The organism is Bacillus sp. B.PNR1 (assembly GCF_030386235.1).
Classification (GTDB): domain Bacteria; phylum Bacillota; class Bacilli; order Bacillales; family Bacillaceae; genus Bacillus; species Bacillus stercoris.
On the sequence record NZ_JANYMN010000001.1, the window covers coordinates 1,818,476 to 1,832,889 of the forward strand.

Consider the following 14,414-nt stretch of genomic DNA (forward strand, 5'->3'; position numbering starts at 1 on the left):
TGCAAAATTTGTCGAACGAATCTGTTGAATAAAACCATATTTTGTCGGGGATATTAACATGTACGCAATACTGCTGCTGTTTTATCACCGATTCACTATGTAAGACCTCCCAGTTGAGTTGATCCTCGCTTACCACTGGGAGGTTTTACTCATTGTATGAAATTGGTGGTGACGCAGGAATAATCCGCCGCGCCGATCCTGCCTCCCATTTTACACCGCCGATTTAAGCGAGTTCAAATATTGCAGAAAGTTGGCTTCTTTGACTTTATTGACGATGTTGCCGATTATGGCTGTTTTGATCTTTCTGATAGTATCCCGGGAGCAATCAAGGTGGTTTGCAATAGCAGTGTAGCTCATGCCTTCCATCATGCAATCGTAAACGATTCGGTGCTTTTCTTCTTCGATGTGTTCCATGGCGTTGTCCAGGAAATGCACAATAGATTCATATTTGTGGAGCCGTCTCTCTCTTCGGTCCTTCTGTCGCAATTCTGCCTGACTGACGCCAGCTGATCCCCTTGGCATGCCCGCTTCCTCCCCGTATGTTGCAGTGAGCTTTCCGCCAATAAAATCCACTTTGTTTAAAACACGGTTGAGCCTTTTGATCTCCCGCAGCATGAATTTATAATCACGAATCCATTCTTCAATCTCCCATGCAATCATTTGATCTGTCATAGTGTTTTCCCTCCTGATAGTTAAATAGAGTAAGTGTCATTCCAGTTGTTTGCTTTTTGCTCTGCGATATATTGAGGCCTCGATACCTCTTTCACTCTGATACTGAAGGTTTTGACCAAGAAGGCTTTCATCTCGTTATAGAGCTCTTCTCTGCCGCAAAAGATATTTACAAGCTTTCCGTTTTTATAAGCGAATCCGTATTTCATCCTGAAACTCCCCTTTTACTTTCTGCGTTTATAAGCGCCGCCTTTGCCGCGTCTGAGTGTTTGCATGTTTGTGTTCATCATTGATTGCTAGAAACGATCTGAGCGCTCCTGTTGCTTCTGTGATGGCTTCTTTTTGAACTGTTTCAATGTCTCATCACTCCTTCATCGCTAGTAATAGCGATGTATATCCGGTTAGTAGCGAAATAAAAAACGGACACCAACCAAAGCACAGATTTATCTGTACAGTGATCAGCGTCCGCAGGCTTTCCGTCTAGGACTAACATTATTCAGGTGCTATCGCATCAATTTTTTCCTTAATCTTACTAGTTATAGACTTACCTATCTCGTTAAAAAAATCAATTTTTTTGTTGTTAGACCATTCCTTAGTATCTAAATCAATCTTGTAAGCACTTAATAATTTAGGGATAATCACTAAAAAGGCTGTTAATATAACTTTTGAACTTCTCTCATAATGTTCACTAAGTAAATAATCTCCTGTGTAAGTTGATAAATCCACATCAATGGTACCGTTTAAGTTTAATGAAACATCTAATGTTTCATTAATATACTCAATTTTAGTTTGAATATTAGAAACATTTTCATTCTCAAAGAGAAATGCTAATGTGCCTAAATTATTCATAATTCGATCACCCTTACCCGATACTTGAGCTAATTTATCTTGAGTGGAACCCTTCCAACCAGTAATCATTTTAACTAAAAAATGACATTCATCCAACATTGATTTTTCTAATCCTGTAGATACTTTATAAATTAACCAAATTATAAAATCTTGATTTATGAGAATGGGAGAATCAGTTATAATACGGTTCTTAGTGTAATTATTTAATTTCCTTAATATAGTTTTTGAATATCCATTATTGCTTCTGTTTATGATATATTGAGTTGTTGAACCATCTGTATAAATAATTACATAACCAGATACTGAATTGATCCTTACAGACCTTAAAGGGTTATGCTCTTCGCCATACTGAACTTTCTCAAACTCATAATTTATATAATTATATGTAATCTCAGTATCATTCAAAATTATTTTTTGGTTCTCTTTAAATGCTTTCTCAATGAAAAATTTAAGATTCTTTTTTTCTAGAGGATCTTTATCCAGTTGTATCCACTGGCTATAATTCATTATATTAGACAAAATGTCATCAATGCTATTACCTGAGTTATCAGTCCATCTAGAAAGCGTCATAAAAATAACCTCATTTACTTTTTATTTTTATCCCTTCATTTTTAAATTTGATTGCAAATAATTTATAGAATATACTCATGTTCAGATTTGCTTGAATTAGATCTTCATTGTTTTCATCACTGTTTCTTAAAATGTCAAAGGTAATTGACCTTTTCAAATCACAATAACCAGTAGTTGAAGACATTAAATTATTTAAGTCTATAACGCATTTATTTTCTGAATCAATAATTTTCAAAAATGGGACAGATTTTGTTTGTATATCCAACCAATGTGGAAAGATAATATTTAAATCACCAGAAAGCTTTCTCCATTTTCCTTTTATATTAATTTTCACACAGATTTTTTCTCCGCTATCATCAGATCTTATAGTAAGTTCATTCGAATCTTCTTTTTTATTTATAATGTTCACACCAATATTAAGTCTTTTTTCATTAATCAAGTAAGAAGCTATTGAAAAAACAATTTGTAATATCCCATTATAAACTCCAATATCAACAGCCCATATTATTCGTGGGTCATCTGTAAAATTAAAAAATTTGGCAATCGATAAGTCTATACAAATAAAAAATATACTAATTATTAAAATGAAGATATTTCTGAGAGCAGCTAAAACTTCCTTTTTTACCTGTTTTCTTTTTTCACTCATTAAAATACTCTTCCAATACAGGTTTTAGAAAATCAATAAAAAATGTTTCTAAATCATCACCAAAAACAATTCCATTTGAATAAATTTTGAAATATTTTTTGAATTTGTATATTTCAATGCACATAATATCAATGGAGCCACTCTCTGTTATTAAACCCAGTTCTTCTTGTAACTTTACAAATAATATGGGCTTTGATCGCAACTTATTTACTATGGAATTTATATTTTCAATTATATCTTCATCTGTATTATCAGACATGTTTATCTTCATAATAACCCCATCTGATGTTAAAACAGCATATAGGATGGCAGACATTATCTCAGAGTTAATGATCACTTGTTTAAATTCTTGAGTACGGGCTTTTTTTATAACATCAAAATATTTTTCTTTATCAGGATTATAAGAATAGAGTTGGAATTCAAGCCGATTATTTAATTGTTTTTTAAAGATCTTACCGTAATCATTCATAATTATCTCCTTATTATCGAATTTTTAAATGAAGGAGGATTGATGGCTATATTGTAACATAAAAACCATCTAATCCCACTTTTTTCAAGAAAATTCACATGATTAATTTGCCCAAATTGTTAAATATAATCCTTAAAAACATTTGTTATTCTTTAAACACTTTGAATCTGATTTAAATATACCCAATCTGCTAAGAATCTATTAAATCAGTTCATCAGATTTCATTCTCTTTTTTTATATACTTATCAATATCTTTAAAGTAAGCCGTAGCCGTAAATGAAATGATTGCCCCGATCAAAGCAAGGTTCGCTTTCATGTCCGGCCTGTAATCGTGTTGGAAATATATCCAGAATCCGCATCCCATCAGCAGAAAAAATATTCTGAGTGCCATCCAATCCCCCTAACTAAATTCACGTTCACAAAACATTAACAATAATTACCTTGGATATTTTTGTATTATGTGTAATAATACAGTTGTATTAAAAAATAAAGGGAGTGTTAAAATGAAATTGAAAAGAGTTTTAACTGGTTCCACATTGTCCCTAGCTTTACTTGTTTCTGCTGCTCCTGCCTTTGCTACAAGCCCTACAAACCATAGTACAAATCACGAATCAGTATCACCCCAAGCAGTTTTACAAGATTATTATCTGGGGGCTAAGTCTAGAGCAGAACTGAAAAATGTAATTCCCGTTTTCGGTACTAATTTTTATTTAAAAGATGCATGGCAGAATAGTGATGGATCTTGGACTGGCCATTATCAAGGTTGGGTTTAATCTTCTCAAAAGATAGGGACTTTCATCCCTATCTTTTTTTAATTGCGTTGTATTGAGCGTAATCACATTCAAGACAGCTGTATTCAATCACGCTGTCATCCCCCTATTCCCAGCCGACTGCAATTGCAAAGAATAAAACCAAAACCATCGCCCCGATGAGCCAACCGTTTGTCTTATCACGCTTTGCAATGATAGTTTCATCGCCGATCATTTTCAGATCGTCTGACTTTGCCACCAGCACCGGTATGTAATCTGGATGTACTTTCAAATATTCCGCCGCCTGCTCAACTGTCATTGCTTCGTCTTTCGTAGCTTTGACTGCCCGCTGCAGCTCGACTTGTAAAGGGATCATTCTTCTTCCCCCTCGCAAAAGCATTCGCTTTCTTCATGTCCGCACTCTTCGCAAATTCTTTCAACTTGCCACCCCTCAAAATGATAGTGAGGCAATGAAAAGTATTCCTTATGGCAACTCGTGCATGTTACAATTCCGTCACTGTCTGAATCCCAATTAGAGTAGGAATCTTCTTCTGTGTAATCGCAGTACGGGCAAGTTTGTTTATCTGATAACTCATTCATTCCGCATCACCTTCCATTCCTCTGCCTTCAAGAAGCTCCTGCGCATACCGGGAATACATTTGAATCACTAACTCAGGCGCCGTTCTAACTGTTTTCATATTTGCGAACTGATGAAAGGCTTTTCTAAACCTGTCATTCTCTTTATTGAGCCGCTGAAGCTCTTCCTGAGCCTGCCGGAATTGATGAACCGTTACTTCCTGCTGACGCTTGTTTTCCTCGATGATTTCCTGACGCTTTTCAGCCAGTTCAGCTTGTTCAATCAGAAAGTGCCAAGCTTTTTCTAAACCTTGTCCGCATTCGGCGTATCTCTTTAACCAACTCGTGAAGATGGTAATATCAAATTTTTTAACTTCCTCCAATTTATCCATGCCGTTCCTCCCCCGCAGGGGAAAGCCCCTGCTATTAGAATTTGTGGCCGATCCTATAATCTAAACGAGACAGACCGCCCTTAATTGTTTGAATGATTGTTTCTCCGTGTTCTGGGGTTTCAAGGACATGTGCAGTGCCCTCGTTCCCATCTAAAATAAGAATCTGTATTTTGCCCGGCTTGATTGCCTGTTGGATTGTTATATCTTTGCTTAAATTAATTTCTTGTGGTTTGTTCACCTAGCGCGCCCCCTGTGCATGTGCTATGATAGAAGTACCAGTTCGTATCAATGCATCGGGGCTTACGCTTCGGTGCTTTTTTTGTGTTTAATAGTGATCCGGTTTCCATCCGGCCATTGTGAATGATGGCGATGGTTTCAGATCCTCCCGGTAAACGATCGGATGCTTTTTCACGTATTCGGCCAGCTGTTCCGGCGTCATCTTCCATTCCTCAACCGGTCCTGGCTTGTAAGGATTGATGCTTTGCTGTTCCATGGTATCTACCTCCTGAATTGATTTTGGGAATTTCCGTGCCGCCGAGCTTCTTGCAATTAGAACCCATTCGGCTGGCGCATGCCTTAAACTGAGAGCAACGTGTCATACAGGCCATGAGCTTATCTTCTTCCTGCACCCACAACGGCCGATCGTCTGCGATTACCACGTTTAGCAGTGGACTTTCCCGCCTTTCTTTTGAGTTTTTTCAGCTCATCCAGCTCGATGAAGCCGAGTGACTTATCCAGAGTCAGCACCTTGAGTGGCGTATCGTAAAGCCGCTCATACAGCTTGCGTTTGATGGCAAATTCCTTTGTTTCCACGCCCTTGATGTCAATGATCTCGATGCTGCCGTCCAAATTATGAACCTCAAAGTCTGCAATATATTCAATCTTCCGAAAAGTTTTGCCGTTCTTTTTGAATGCCTCTTGCAACAGGAACCGTGGCTGCAGCTTAAAATCTTTGATCTGCTTGCTCACCTTGAGCCACTTCAGCTGCTCATAGTATTTGGCTTCGGCCCGGCTATCGAACATGATGCCGTCCACCTGTGTTTTTCTGGCGCCGTACTTATTTGCTGGCATGTGATGCCTCCCCTATCCTGATTAGTAGTGTAAGAGGAAGGCATGTGCATTTTATAAATCGCATTCTGCCAACTGAAAGGATTTCAAAACCGATATTCCAGTTCAACAGCGCGAATCCCCAAAAGATCCTCGGCATCATTCTCCTTACCTCCCGTCATTCTCTTCCCATTGCTGAATCTGCTTTTCTTTTGCTGGTGCCGTGATTATAATGGCCGGCAGCAGGATCACCGCTTTAAGCACTGCGCATCAGCTCCATTTGTCTGATCTTTTCCTCAAGCACCCGGATAGCTGGTGTGAGGTCCTTGCCGCCCTGCTGTTCAGCAGGCCCGAACAAATACATTCCCATGGATCCATTAACGTTCGTTTTCTCATCCATTCCGCAACCCTGCCAATCTATGATTTAATTGCATTCTGTCGCCCTTGATGATTACGCAATAGTCCGCGCACATTTCATAAATCCGGGTACCAAGCGCCTCGTCTATATCCACCAGCTCTTCGATGTCTAATTCACTTGAGATAAGAACCGGTTTATGATTCAGATATCGATAATTGATGACGGAGTATGTCTGCTCCACTTGCCAATCGGTTGCCCGTGGTTTCTTAATCCGTCCTTCTTTGATGTTTGTGTAAACAGGCTTGAACAGATCATCTATGAACAGCACTTCAACCTCTTTCATGCGGTTGAGTTTTTCTTCCAGCTTGTCAAAGTCATCTTTCAGATCGTTGAACCCTTCCACGTAAGGGAAATACTGAACCGCGATATTTTTCGATTTGATCAGCTTGTTTGAAATAGCTGTCAGCAAATGCGTTTTCCCTGAGCCTGGCTGCCCCAGTAAAGCAATACTGTTGCTTCGGGTGCCCCGGATGCTGTCAAAATCCTTGTAGTATTCAACCGCAGTATCGTAAGTGTCTTTCACGACAGCTGGTTTTCCCTCAGTTATAAAATTCTTGAACTTCAACTTCTCAAATTCAGCAGTTATGTCACTAGAATTCATCAATTTCCGGATGCGCCGGCGTTCTATGCATTTGCACCGGACCCAAACCTCATATCCGTCCTTGTTCTCGATGTAGCCAAGTTGATCTTTGCATTTCGGGCATTCGTATTCAGCCTTTTCTTCTGACCCGGCCGACCCGGCCGACCCCGCCGAAAATTGGGCTGACCTTTCTTGGAGCTTTTTCAGTATTGCTGCCATTGCCGCGTCCGTACTTTGTGTTTTGTATGTTTCCATGTTGCCACTCCTTACTTTTGTTCTTGTTTGACTGGAGAATGCGCTGCACGTAGGCCAAGTTGCGAGCGTTCCGCGTTACTGCCTCTTTCATTGCCTCCAGGACCTTATCTTCGCCATAATCGTCTATCAAACTATTAAGTTTCTCAGCCATGAACGATGATAGAAGACCGAATCCCTCATCCTCGAAAAATGCAAATGCGTTACTCTTCATTTTCTTCTCATCCTCCTGCTGCTCTTCGTGTGCTGAAGTTTCTTCCTGTACCGGCTCCGATTTCTTCCCATAATTCTTGGTGTTTTGAAGTTTTACATAATCAACAATGGTGACAATAATCCCTTTGTTTTGCTTCAAGCGCCTCGTTTTGATAAAGCCTGATTCTTCTAACTTACTGAGCGAATAACGCACCTTCTTTACGTCAATGGAAGCTTCTCTCGCCAATTCAGCAACGTTGATCATTGCTTCTCCAATCTTTAGAGATCCAAATGGTGCGAAAGCAGCCTCTTCGAGTAAGCACATATAAATCATCTTTTCGCGTCTATTTGTAAATTGACGAGAAGGGACAATAACGTAACCCCAACCTTCCATATCCATGCCGCTCACCTACTTCCTTTCACACAGTGCTGTCATTCCGCTGATGCGGACTAAACGTAAACCAGGTTCATTTGTTCTGAGATAGCCTTCAACATAAGCACGGAACAGCTGCGCGCGATTGGGTGCCCCTTCCGCCAGCCACTTATAACAGAAGGGGATACTAACCTTAATCAAATGGGAGGTCATCGTCGCTGATGTCTACAGGCTTACCATCAAAAGGATCAGCAGCCTGCGCACTTGGTTTTTCATTTGGCTGTTCAGGCTCACTCAAAAGCTGATTTCCGCCTAAATCTAAAACATTATCGTCATATACGGATTGAGCTTCTGCTGTTACATCCTTCCGAACCGTCTCATCTTGTGCAACTTGTTGCTGAATTTCTATGCTGATCGGAAGGTATTTCCACATTCTCCGAATGACTGTTTTCTTTGCCATTTCTTCATAGTCTGTTTGCCAAGGTCCGTTATCACTTGCTTTGCTTCGTTTGCGTGTTTTTTCAATATCTTCTTTACTGAACACCTCGAATTGATAACCGCCATCTTTGAAGTGAGCAACTGCATAAACATGTGTTATCTCACCTCTTTGTCCTGTAGCCGGCTTATGAACCAGCTTAGGATGCAAGCCCAGTTCGTAGTCGAATTTATCTGATTCGTATACGGCATGAGCATAGATGCTTTCGATATGTCCTGATCGTCTTGCAAGGTCAATCATTCCTTTGTATCCTATGATGAATTGCACATCGCGCCTTTTTTCTTTGTTATTCCAGAAAGGAACAAAGTAACAATGACCAATTAGACCAGGCTCTAGTCCTAATTGAGCTGACTGCATAACTGCTCCTAGAAGAGACGGAACACTACATTCTAAAAGTGCCGGGTTAGTGCGTATTGTCGTTAATGCAATACGCGCCAAGCGATCAGGCTTAATGTGATCTGGCAATGCTTTTTGAATCTCCGATGCCATTTTTTCTAGATATGCCGTTATAGTTTGAGCTGGTGTCGGTGGCTTCTCAGTAGGCGCGCCGCCTGCTCTGTTTTGCAGCTTATTTCTGATATCCTCGTTTTTAGCCATTGTCTTTTAACTCCTTCACATTGAATCGTCTATGAGTCGATACTTTATTGAATTTTCCAAAGAGCTCAGGGTGTTCAGCAGCAAATGCTTTTGTATCAAAACGGTTTGTCGTAACTGTTTTCCAAGTAACAAGCGCTTTTTCAGCATTGCCTACCTCATACTCCCCGAGCATCCCTTTTAATTGGTTTTCAGCTTCTTTGAGCCTTTCTTTGGCATTTTTCTCCTCAGCCTTAGATGATTTGTATTGCTCAATGAGCTTATTTGCTGCCAGAGGAAGCTCTGTTTCATCTTCGAATCCTACAGGGTACATATGCGTTAAAAGCTCAGCAGAAGCCTCAGAACCATCAAACATAGGAGGGATCTCATTCTCAATATGGTTTTTCCAAAAGTCCTGTTCAATTTGAATCAGGTATGCAATGAGCTCTTCGTCTCGTTCAACCTTTTTGTAAACGAACTTGTTGCCGCCAATCAGAACAGCGATCCACCAAGCACTTAACCCGGTAACAGCCATATAATGCTGACATTGAACTAGATACGCGTCCGGTACCTCTTCGCCGTCCCATTCACCTTTCAGGTATTCTGATGCTGTTTTGCATTCCAGTCCTGCTCGTTCGCCGACTACTAATCTATCAACGTTTGCAAGCATAAACGGGTAATCAGGATGCTGTAAGATTGCCTTCCGCCGCCGAACCTTCTTGCCTGTCCGCTTTGAAAATTCCCGGGCAACGGTTTCTTCGTGAATGTGCCCCCAATATGCAGCCTCACTGGTTATATGCTCTTGAGGTGCCTGTCCGAGTTTGTCCAGATAAACTGACATTGGCGTTTTCCACTTACTCAGCCCAGCAATTGCCGCAGCATCGGAACCCCCGATGCCAGCACGCCGAGCCTCAAGCCATTGATCCTCCGTCATGTTGTCCGTAGGCATGTAAACTTGTGCAAGCATCAGAGCAGTCCCACCTTTCTTTTGTACTCTTCCGCGCCTAGCCGCTGCCATTCCCGGTAGTGATCCATTGAAGGGAAACTAAACTGTGCTTTACCGTTTTTGGCGAATACAATTGAACCGCCGACCTGTCTTAAACGTTGCTGATCCCCCGCACGCTCGCTGAATGCCACTTTTATTGATTTAGCCATGTATAAAACCTCCATTGATTTTTATGAGGCGTTTTGGTATAATTAAGTAAATATTTCAGTCAAAACGCCTTACTGAGTCCACTTGCCAGAGTGGGCTTTTTTATTGCTCATTTTTAAATTTGAAACCAAGCTGTTCCCTCAGATAACGATCAAGGTTCTCTCTCAAGATCACCGCGCCGCAATCGATTACATAATCATCGACTGGGGTAACTTCATCCCCGAAAAAATCCTTTTGTGTTTCTGGCTCAGTCAACTTATCGTGCCAGTTGTTTAGAATCATTGGATTTTCGATCATTCATATTCTCCTTTCTGTAATTCGCTGTGCGTTCATCCCAAATCAAGTACAGTTCGCTATGATTTCGGATTCTTTCACACCATGCTCTGACCCCCAACGCTGTTGCTGGTTTGTGGACAAAGTGAACCATCATCCTAAGCTCCTCCGCACAACTGATAAATCAATGCCTCGCTGTTGCATTTTTAATACTGTATCCTGCAACAACCCTTTATTGGAGAGACGTTTCAAATCCTCAATATTCAATTTAATACTGCCAAGAATATCTAAAGCTTCTTCGAAATCTCCATCTTTTAATGATGCCAGTAACAGATCAGCCATACTTTCAACAGAAAGTGATTTTCGTTTTGCAACTTCTTCATCAGATTTCAAGAATTGATTGAGTTTCATATGAGCATAGCCTGCCTTTCCTCTTGTTTTGACATTGCAACCTGATCCATTAATGCTTTACGTGTCCACCTGTCAGCCAGCTCTTGCATATTCAGTCCGTGATTCCGAACTAATGAGTAGATCAGTGTTTTATTTGCTGGTATCAGATCAAAGATCTGCTTGATATCTCCCATCGGTAAATCATTTGAACGGCCCGGTCGATCACTTGCCAACCATCGTGCCAACTGCTTAGTAGCCTGCAATGCTTCTTCAAGCTGATGAATCATATTTATTACCGCAGCACTTGCGCTTTCATTTAATGCAGGATCAATCGGTGCAACCGCTGTCGGATGCAACTTAAACAGGTAATGTACGAGATCAATGTGTTCATAGGCTTCGCAGGCTTCAAACCACTTAATGCACAACTCAGGTGTTAGTCTGCTAAAACCGTTTTCAACATCTGAGACATAACGCTGATCTTTCCCTCCGATTAGAATTCCGATTTGGTACTGTGCAAGACCTGCAGTCTTGCGGGCTTTGCGCATAATCTGCGGTAAATTCCGCAAATTGTATGGGTTGTTCTCCATATGTTTGCCTCCTGATATATAAGTTATTTATTGGTAAAATTTAATTAATGAAGGGATGGGGTTGTCCCTTGCTGTATCTCCCCAAAATTGTGGAGATCAACTCACTCCTCAAAGTTGTGGAGTGAAGGTGATTAAGCCGATTGAGAAGACATGAATTTATTTACAAAATAAATCTGACCTTTACCGGTTACCTTTGGTGTGCGTGTGGTCCTGATAGAGCCGTCAAGATTGCTTACTGTTCTTTTCTTGATTTCAAATAGGCCCATATCCATACTGCGTTGAGTTGGGAGATTAAATGACTCACCTTTTTTGCGAATCAGATACCCATTGTCGCGCAGCCATTGAAATAATTTGTTTGGCCCGATATCTACACCGTTTTGCTGGATGATTTTCGCTAATTCACCAACAAGTACAGAGGACTCGGACGATTCAACCGCCTCAGCGAAAATCACTTTCGGTTTCATGGTTTCAATTTGCTTGCTTTGCTCTTTCATAGTGTGAAGAGTAGTTTTGAAAAGCAGCTTTGTATTTTCATCAGCTTGCGGCAAATATGTTTGGATGAATAAATCGTCATTTGCTACGTAACCGCCCGTTTTTCTGATAGTCGGGATAACTTCAATTGCTAACCAGTCTTGGAATTGCTCAGCAACTTGATTAGATGCTTTAAAAGCTAGCTTGTACACCAGTGGTTCAGGGATGAAATCACCTTTCCCCACTTCTGGGGAAGACTGTGGTAAATACTCATTCACACGTTCCCAACGGATATATTGTTTGTTGTTCTTTTCTTGTACGATCCCTAATGATCTTGCAACTCTTTCAGCATCAAAAAGGATTTGGTCATTTTCAATCTTGGCAGCAACTTCGAATAAATCATTCTTGAACGTTTGCAATTGATTCATTCATGAACCTCCTTAATAGAGTTGTCATTCACTAAACGGAAATTTTCGTTCAGTAGGTCCTTTGCTATTGCGCTTGTTTCATATTTGCTTGTTCCTGTGCTTCGATCCACGCATCTATGTTGTGCTTAGTGAAGAAAATACGTGTGCGTACTCGGAAGTGAGGAATTTCTTTTTCACGAACCATTGTGTAAATCGTGTCGTGGTGAACACCGAGGTATTCAGCAGCTTCCTGCACGGTCATTGTGTTACGCGTCATTTCTATGCCTCCTATGCTGTAGTCTTATTACTCATATCGTGTAACTTTTCGTCAAAAAAAAGCTCTTTTACATCTCCATTTAGCAGCTCAGAAATTTGTTGTGCTTTCTCTAAGCTTGGCTTAGTACGACCCATTTCGATATTCGCATAACCGCTGGCATATCTGTATCCCAATTGTTTAGCCATATATGTTTGTGTTTTTCCCTGAGAAATTCTAGCTGCTCGTAATTTTTCAAGCATTACTGTAACACCACCTTACTCTTTTTGTGTAACTCGTTGTTAAATCCATAATAATATACACATATAGGGTAAGTCAATAATATTTTATTCTTTTTGTGTAACTATTTATCTTCACTGTGTAAAACGTGATAAAATTTACACACCAAATGAAAAAGGTGTTTGAAAATGGAAAATATAACAGGAAAAATCTTAACTGAATTAAGAGAGAAAAAAGGTTGGAGTAAATCATTAGTTGCTAAAAAACTCGGCATTAAAACTATGTCCACCTATGCAAATTGGGAATATGGTTTAAGGAAACCTGATGGAGAAATGCTGGTTAAAATTGCTGAATTGTATGGAGTAACAACTGACTATATTCTAACTGGCAAAAAACCAAATGAATTTAATCATGACCTTTTTGACGATCCTGATTTGCAAATCGCCTTTAAAGAAGCTTCGGACTTTTCGGAAGAAAGTCGAAAGCAAGCTATCGATTTCATTAATTATTTGAAAGAGAAAGAAAAAGCAAAAGGTCGTAAATCTCCAAATGCGGAGAGCGATTGATATTGCTTCAAACAAAAGTATTGCAATGATTAATCTATATTGATTTAGTTACTCTTTAGTTATTTAGTTATTAATAGAAGTTTCCTAAAAAAGTCTAATGGTAACTAATGTAATTCCATCCGTATACCAATGTTAAAAATTACAAGTGGTTAACCCCTTCTGTATCAAGGGGTTGAAGAAATGCTCGTCTCCCAATGGTGTACCACTGGTTTCCCAACCGTATCCCATTGGTGTACCAAAAAACGGGTATCTTCTTTTAATTTTCTGATGACATTTTTTTATAAAAAGGGAAAATTACAGTTGGCATTTTTATTTGAAAATGGTGAAGTTTATAATTGTCAGTTTAAAAAAACGATGAAAGCCTCTAAAAACTTTGTGAAAACATATGAGGCAGTAAAAACCATTCTTGATGAAAAGAACGAGACTATTAATGAACTTGTATGCGGGTGCATGAAAGGTGACTCATCTTGGGGGCTTTTTGTCGCAACTGAAAACCTCGTATATTTCATTGTTTTGAAGAAAAAGCAACCTGTTGTAACGCAATGGTCATATGAAGAGATTATAAAGATTTCAATCAGCCGAAAACCTATGATTGGATATAAAATCGATTTACAAACAGTTGATGGCACTATAAACATAAATTCAATATCAGAAGGCGACATTGAAGGACTTCATAAGTTTGTGGAGTCAAAAATTGCTGGCAATGAAGAGAAACACCAACAGCAGCAAGAAGAACTCAAGAAGAACATTAAGGAATACTACTTTAAATCTGCCAAAACAACAGTTACTTTGGATGGCAACTTTATAAGAGTTGCCAGAAAAGGTGCAGTCAACACCATTACACGTGGTTACAGTGGTGAGAAATCATACAGAATTAGTGAATTAACGGGGATTCAAATTAAAAAACCTGGTTTAGTCACATCTGGTTATTTTCAATTTTTGACCCCGGCTGCAAATGAAACAAGTGGATTATGGGATGCTATTCAGGACGATAATTCTTTTGTATTTATAAAAGATGAATTACCAATGGTTTTAGAAATTCAAAAGTATATCGAGGAACATCAGTCTGCGCCAGCACAATCGGCAGCAACTGCGGCATCTGTACCATCACCAAGTATTTCAGCAGCCGATGAGTTGAAAAAATATAAAGAATTATTGGACATGGATGCTATCACTCAAGAAGAATATGAAATCAAAAAGAAACAGTTACTGAACCTATAATA

The 14,414-nt window shown here is 39.6% G+C and carries 26 protein-coding genes and 2 pseudogenes; 3 read left to right on the plus strand and 25 right to left on the minus strand.

The window, feature by feature from the left end:
* Positions 1 to 210 precede the first annotated feature (210 nt).
* From NZD81_RS09470 to NZD81_RS09500, 7 genes and pseudogenes are all read right to left on the minus strand, one after another.
* Positions 211 to 672 carry a hypothetical protein gene (locus NZD81_RS09470; RefSeq protein ID WP_289860286.1) on the minus strand — a complete coding sequence of 154 codons (462 nt, stop codon included), beginning with the start codon at positions 670 to 672 and terminating at the stop codon, positions 211 to 213.
* A 36-nt stretch (positions 673 to 708) separates the two neighbouring features.
* Positions 709 to 878 (minus strand): annotated as a pseudogene (locus NZD81_RS09475) (hypothetical protein).
* Between the two features lie 15 nt (positions 879 to 893).
* Positions 894 to 1,025 (minus strand): annotated as a pseudogene (locus NZD81_RS09480) (hypothetical protein).
* A gap of 136 nt (positions 1,026 to 1,161) precedes the next feature.
* Positions 1,162 to 2,088 (minus strand): hypothetical protein, encoded by a 927-nt coding sequence (locus NZD81_RS09485; RefSeq protein WP_289860288.1) that lies wholly within the window; start codon positions 2,086 to 2,088, stop codon positions 1,162 to 1,164.
* Between the two features lie 10 nt (positions 2,089 to 2,098).
* Positions 2,099 to 2,734 carry a hypothetical protein gene (locus NZD81_RS09490; protein ID WP_289860289.1) on the minus strand — a complete coding sequence of 212 codons (636 nt, stop codon included), beginning with the start codon at positions 2,732 to 2,734 and terminating at the stop codon, positions 2,099 to 2,101.
* Complete coding sequence (locus tag NZD81_RS09495; protein WP_289860291.1) at positions 2,727 to 3,203, minus strand: hypothetical protein; 477 nt, start codon at positions 3,201 to 3,203, stop codon at positions 2,727 to 2,729. Before NZD81_RS09495 ends, NZD81_RS09490 begins: the two co-directional genes overlap by 8 nt.
* A gap of 214 nt (positions 3,204 to 3,417) precedes the next feature.
* Complete coding sequence (locus NZD81_RS09500) at positions 3,418 to 3,594, minus strand: hypothetical protein (RefSeq protein ID WP_289860293.1); 177 nt, start codon at positions 3,592 to 3,594, stop codon at positions 3,418 to 3,420.
* Between the two features lie 112 nt (positions 3,595 to 3,706).
* Between NZD81_RS09500 and NZD81_RS09505 the strand changes: the two genes are divergently transcribed.
* Positions 3,707 to 3,976: an LCI fold-containing protein gene (locus NZD81_RS09505; protein ID WP_289860294.1), complete on the plus strand. Its 270-nt coding sequence runs from the start codon at positions 3,707 to 3,709 to the stop codon at positions 3,974 to 3,976.
* A gap of 103 nt (positions 3,977 to 4,079) precedes the next feature.
* Here the strand turns inward: NZD81_RS09505 and NZD81_RS09510 are convergent, their stop codons facing one another.
* The 18 genes from NZD81_RS09510 to NZD81_RS09595 all read right to left on the minus strand — a co-directional run bounded on the left by NZD81_RS09510 (position 4,080) and on the right by NZD81_RS09595 (position 12,648).
* Positions 4,080 to 4,328, minus strand: coding sequence for a hypothetical protein (locus NZD81_RS09510; RefSeq protein ID WP_010330964.1), 249 nt, complete (start codon positions 4,326 to 4,328; stop codon positions 4,080 to 4,082).
* Positions 4,325 to 4,552 carry a nucleoside/nucleotide kinase family protein gene (locus tag NZD81_RS09515; protein ID WP_251233572.1) on the minus strand — a complete coding sequence of 76 codons (228 nt, stop codon included), beginning with the start codon at positions 4,550 to 4,552 and terminating at the stop codon, positions 4,325 to 4,327. The genes NZD81_RS09510 and NZD81_RS09515 overlap by 4 nt, the downstream gene beginning before the upstream one ends.
* Complete coding sequence (locus NZD81_RS09520) at positions 4,549 to 4,920, minus strand: VWA domain-containing protein (protein ID WP_289860300.1); 372 nt, start codon at positions 4,918 to 4,920, stop codon at positions 4,549 to 4,551. The genes NZD81_RS09515 and NZD81_RS09520 overlap by 4 nt, the downstream gene beginning before the upstream one ends.
* A gap of 34 nt (positions 4,921 to 4,954) precedes the next feature.
* Complete coding sequence (locus NZD81_RS09525; RefSeq protein WP_289860302.1) at positions 4,955 to 5,158, minus strand: XtrA/YqaO family protein; 204 nt, start codon at positions 5,156 to 5,158, stop codon at positions 4,955 to 4,957.
* A gap of 87 nt (positions 5,159 to 5,245) precedes the next feature.
* The gene (locus tag NZD81_RS09530) at positions 5,246 to 5,413 is read right to left on the minus strand and encodes a hypothetical protein (RefSeq protein WP_289860304.1); all 168 of its coding nucleotides are present in this window, start codon (positions 5,411 to 5,413) and stop codon (positions 5,246 to 5,248) included.
* Between the two features lie 119 nt (positions 5,414 to 5,532).
* Positions 5,533 to 5,991 (minus strand): DUF1064 domain-containing protein, encoded by a 459-nt coding sequence (locus NZD81_RS09535; protein ID WP_289860306.1) that lies wholly within the window; start codon positions 5,989 to 5,991, stop codon positions 5,533 to 5,535.
* Positions 5,992 to 6,223: 232 nt separating this feature from the next.
* Positions 6,224 to 6,367 carry a hypothetical protein gene (locus NZD81_RS09540; RefSeq protein ID WP_289860308.1) on the minus strand — a complete coding sequence of 48 codons (144 nt, stop codon included), beginning with the start codon at positions 6,365 to 6,367 and terminating at the stop codon, positions 6,224 to 6,226.
* The gene (locus NZD81_RS09545) at positions 6,360 to 7,184 is read right to left on the minus strand and encodes an ATP-binding protein (protein ID WP_289860550.1); all 825 of its coding nucleotides are present in this window, start codon (positions 7,182 to 7,184) and stop codon (positions 6,360 to 6,362) included. Before NZD81_RS09545 ends, NZD81_RS09540 begins: the two co-directional genes overlap by 8 nt.
* Entirely contained in the window at positions 7,096 to 7,809 is a 714-nt protein-coding gene (locus NZD81_RS09550) for a DnaD domain protein (RefSeq protein ID WP_289860309.1), read from the minus strand. Before NZD81_RS09550 ends, NZD81_RS09545 begins: the two co-directional genes overlap by 89 nt.
* Positions 7,810 to 7,975: 166 nt before the next feature.
* On the minus strand, positions 7,976 to 8,875 hold the full coding sequence (gene recT, locus NZD81_RS09555; RefSeq protein ID WP_289860312.1) for a recombination protein RecT: 900 nt from the start codon (positions 8,873 to 8,875) through the stop codon (positions 7,976 to 7,978).
* Complete coding sequence (locus NZD81_RS09560; RefSeq protein ID WP_289860314.1) at positions 8,868 to 9,818, minus strand: YqaJ viral recombinase family nuclease; 951 nt, start codon at positions 9,816 to 9,818, stop codon at positions 8,868 to 8,870. Before NZD81_RS09560 ends, recT begins: the two co-directional genes overlap by 8 nt.
* The gene (locus tag NZD81_RS09565; RefSeq protein WP_289860316.1) at positions 9,818 to 10,006 is read right to left on the minus strand and encodes a hypothetical protein; all 189 of its coding nucleotides are present in this window, start codon (positions 10,004 to 10,006) and stop codon (positions 9,818 to 9,820) included. The genes NZD81_RS09560 and NZD81_RS09565 overlap by 1 nt, the downstream gene beginning before the upstream one ends.
* A 100-nt stretch (positions 10,007 to 10,106) precedes the next feature.
* Complete coding sequence (locus tag NZD81_RS09570) at positions 10,107 to 10,301, minus strand: YqaI family protein (protein WP_015715353.1); 195 nt, start codon at positions 10,299 to 10,301, stop codon at positions 10,107 to 10,109.
* A gap of 129 nt (positions 10,302 to 10,430) precedes the next feature.
* On the minus strand, positions 10,431 to 10,688 hold the full coding sequence (locus NZD81_RS09575) for a YqaH family protein (RefSeq protein WP_289860319.1): 258 nt from the start codon (positions 10,686 to 10,688) through the stop codon (positions 10,431 to 10,433).
* Positions 10,685 to 11,254 carry a helix-turn-helix domain-containing protein gene (locus tag NZD81_RS09580; protein ID WP_289860321.1) on the minus strand — a complete coding sequence of 190 codons (570 nt, stop codon included), beginning with the start codon at positions 11,252 to 11,254 and terminating at the stop codon, positions 10,685 to 10,687. Before NZD81_RS09580 ends, NZD81_RS09575 begins: the two co-directional genes overlap by 4 nt.
* Positions 11,255 to 11,385: 131 nt before the next feature.
* On the minus strand, positions 11,386 to 12,153 hold the full coding sequence (locus NZD81_RS09585) for a phage antirepressor KilAC domain-containing protein (protein ID WP_289860323.1): 768 nt from the start codon (positions 12,151 to 12,153) through the stop codon (positions 11,386 to 11,388).
* A gap of 64 nt (positions 12,154 to 12,217) precedes the next feature.
* Positions 12,218 to 12,409: a helix-turn-helix domain-containing protein gene (locus NZD81_RS09590; RefSeq protein WP_010329848.1), complete on the minus strand. Its 192-nt coding sequence runs from the start codon at positions 12,407 to 12,409 to the stop codon at positions 12,218 to 12,220.
* Between the two features lie 11 nt (positions 12,410 to 12,420).
* Positions 12,421 to 12,648 carry a helix-turn-helix transcriptional regulator gene (locus tag NZD81_RS09595; RefSeq protein WP_044445043.1) on the minus strand — a complete coding sequence of 76 codons (228 nt, stop codon included), beginning with the start codon at positions 12,646 to 12,648 and terminating at the stop codon, positions 12,421 to 12,423.
* 165 nt (positions 12,649 to 12,813) lie between these two features.
* Between NZD81_RS09595 and NZD81_RS09600 the strand changes: the two genes are divergently transcribed.
* Both NZD81_RS09600 and NZD81_RS09605 read left to right on the plus strand, forming a co-directional pair.
* Positions 12,814 to 13,191 carry a helix-turn-helix domain-containing protein gene (locus NZD81_RS09600; RefSeq protein ID WP_256766792.1) on the plus strand — a complete coding sequence of 126 codons (378 nt, stop codon included), beginning with the start codon at positions 12,814 to 12,816 and terminating at the stop codon, positions 13,189 to 13,191.
* Positions 13,192 to 13,371: 180 nt separating this feature from the next.
* Complete coding sequence (locus NZD81_RS09605) at positions 13,372 to 14,412, plus strand: SHOCT domain-containing protein (protein ID WP_289860329.1); 1,041 nt, start codon at positions 13,372 to 13,374, stop codon at positions 14,410 to 14,412.
* The last annotated feature ends 2 nt before the right edge of the window (positions 14,413 to 14,414 follow it).

What these genes read in the sequence shown, in the direction of transcription:
- NZD81_RS09470 (WP_289860286.1), bottom strand. Translation starts at nt 672, where the DNA reads ATGACAGATCAAATGATTGCATGGGAGATTGAAGAATGGATTCGTGAT.
- NZD81_RS09485 (WP_289860288.1), bottom strand. Translation starts at nt 2,088, where the DNA reads ATGACGCTTTCTAGATGGACTGATAACTCAGGTAATAGCATTGATGAC.
- NZD81_RS09490 (WP_289860289.1), bottom strand. Translation starts at nt 2,734, where the DNA reads ATGAGTGAAAAAAGAAAACAGGTAAAAAAGGAAGTTTTAGCTGCTCTC.
- NZD81_RS09495 (WP_289860291.1), bottom strand. Translation starts at nt 3,203, where the DNA reads ATGAATGATTACGGTAAGATCTTTAAAAAACAATTAAATAATCGGCTT.
- NZD81_RS09500 (WP_289860293.1), bottom strand. Translation starts at nt 3,594, where the DNA reads ATGGCACTCAGAATATTTTTTCTGCTGATGGGATGCGGATTCTGGATA.
- NZD81_RS09505 (WP_289860294.1), top strand. Translation starts at nt 3,707, where the DNA reads ATGAAATTGAAAAGAGTTTTAACTGGTTCCACATTGTCCCTAGCTTTA.
- NZD81_RS09510 (WP_010330964.1), bottom strand. Translation starts at nt 4,328, where the DNA reads ATGATCCCTTTACAAGTCGAGCTGCAGCGGGCAGTCAAAGCTACGAAA.
- NZD81_RS09515 (WP_251233572.1), bottom strand. Translation starts at nt 4,552, where the DNA reads ATGAATGAGTTATCAGATAAACAAACTTGCCCGTACTGCGATTACACA.
- NZD81_RS09520 (WP_289860300.1), bottom strand. Translation starts at nt 4,920, where the DNA reads ATGGATAAATTGGAGGAAGTTAAAAAATTTGATATTACCATCTTCACG.
- NZD81_RS09530 (WP_289860304.1), bottom strand. Translation starts at nt 5,413, where the DNA reads ATGGAACAGCAAAGCATCAATCCTTACAAGCCAGGACCGGTTGAGGAA.
- NZD81_RS09535 (WP_289860306.1), bottom strand. Translation starts at nt 5,991, where the DNA reads ATGCCAGCAAATAAGTACGGCGCCAGAAAAACACAGGTGGACGGCATC.
- NZD81_RS09540 (WP_289860308.1), bottom strand. Translation starts at nt 6,367, where the DNA reads ATGGATGAGAAAACGAACGTTAATGGATCCATGGGAATGTATTTGTTC.
- NZD81_RS09545 (WP_289860550.1), bottom strand. Translation starts at nt 7,184, where the DNA reads ATGGCAGCAATACTGAAAAAGCTCCAAGAAAGGTCAGCCCAATTTTCG.
- NZD81_RS09550 (WP_289860309.1), bottom strand. Translation starts at nt 7,809, where the DNA reads ATGGATATGGAAGGTTGGGGTTACGTTATTGTCCCTTCTCGTCAATTT.
- recT (WP_289860312.1), bottom strand. Translation starts at nt 8,875, where the DNA reads ATGGCTAAAAACGAGGATATCAGAAATAAGCTGCAAAACAGAGCAGGC.
- NZD81_RS09560 (WP_289860314.1), bottom strand. Translation starts at nt 9,818, where the DNA reads ATGCTTGCACAAGTTTACATGCCTACGGACAACATGACGGAGGATCAA.
- NZD81_RS09565 (WP_289860316.1), bottom strand. Translation starts at nt 10,006, where the DNA reads ATGGCTAAATCAATAAAAGTGGCATTCAGCGAGCGTGCGGGGGATCAG.
- NZD81_RS09570 (WP_015715353.1), bottom strand. Translation starts at nt 10,301, where the DNA reads ATGATCGAAAATCCAATGATTCTAAACAACTGGCACGATAAGTTGACT.
- NZD81_RS09575 (WP_289860319.1), bottom strand. Translation starts at nt 10,688, where the DNA reads ATGAAACTCAATCAATTCTTGAAATCTGATGAAGAAGTTGCAAAACGA.
- NZD81_RS09580 (WP_289860321.1), bottom strand. Translation starts at nt 11,254, where the DNA reads ATGGAGAACAACCCATACAATTTGCGGAATTTACCGCAGATTATGCGC.
- NZD81_RS09585 (WP_289860323.1), bottom strand. Translation starts at nt 12,153, where the DNA reads ATGAATCAATTGCAAACGTTCAAGAATGATTTATTCGAAGTTGCTGCC.
- NZD81_RS09590 (WP_010329848.1), bottom strand. Translation starts at nt 12,409, where the DNA reads ATGACGCGTAACACAATGACCGTGCAGGAAGCTGCTGAATACCTCGGT.
- NZD81_RS09595 (WP_044445043.1), bottom strand. Translation starts at nt 12,648, where the DNA reads ATGCTTGAAAAATTACGAGCAGCTAGAATTTCTCAGGGAAAAACACAA.
- NZD81_RS09600 (WP_256766792.1), top strand. Translation starts at nt 12,814, where the DNA reads ATGGAAAATATAACAGGAAAAATCTTAACTGAATTAAGAGAGAAAAAA.
- NZD81_RS09605 (WP_289860329.1), top strand. Translation starts at nt 13,372, where the DNA reads ATGCTCGTCTCCCAATGGTGTACCACTGGTTTCCCAACCGTATCCCAT.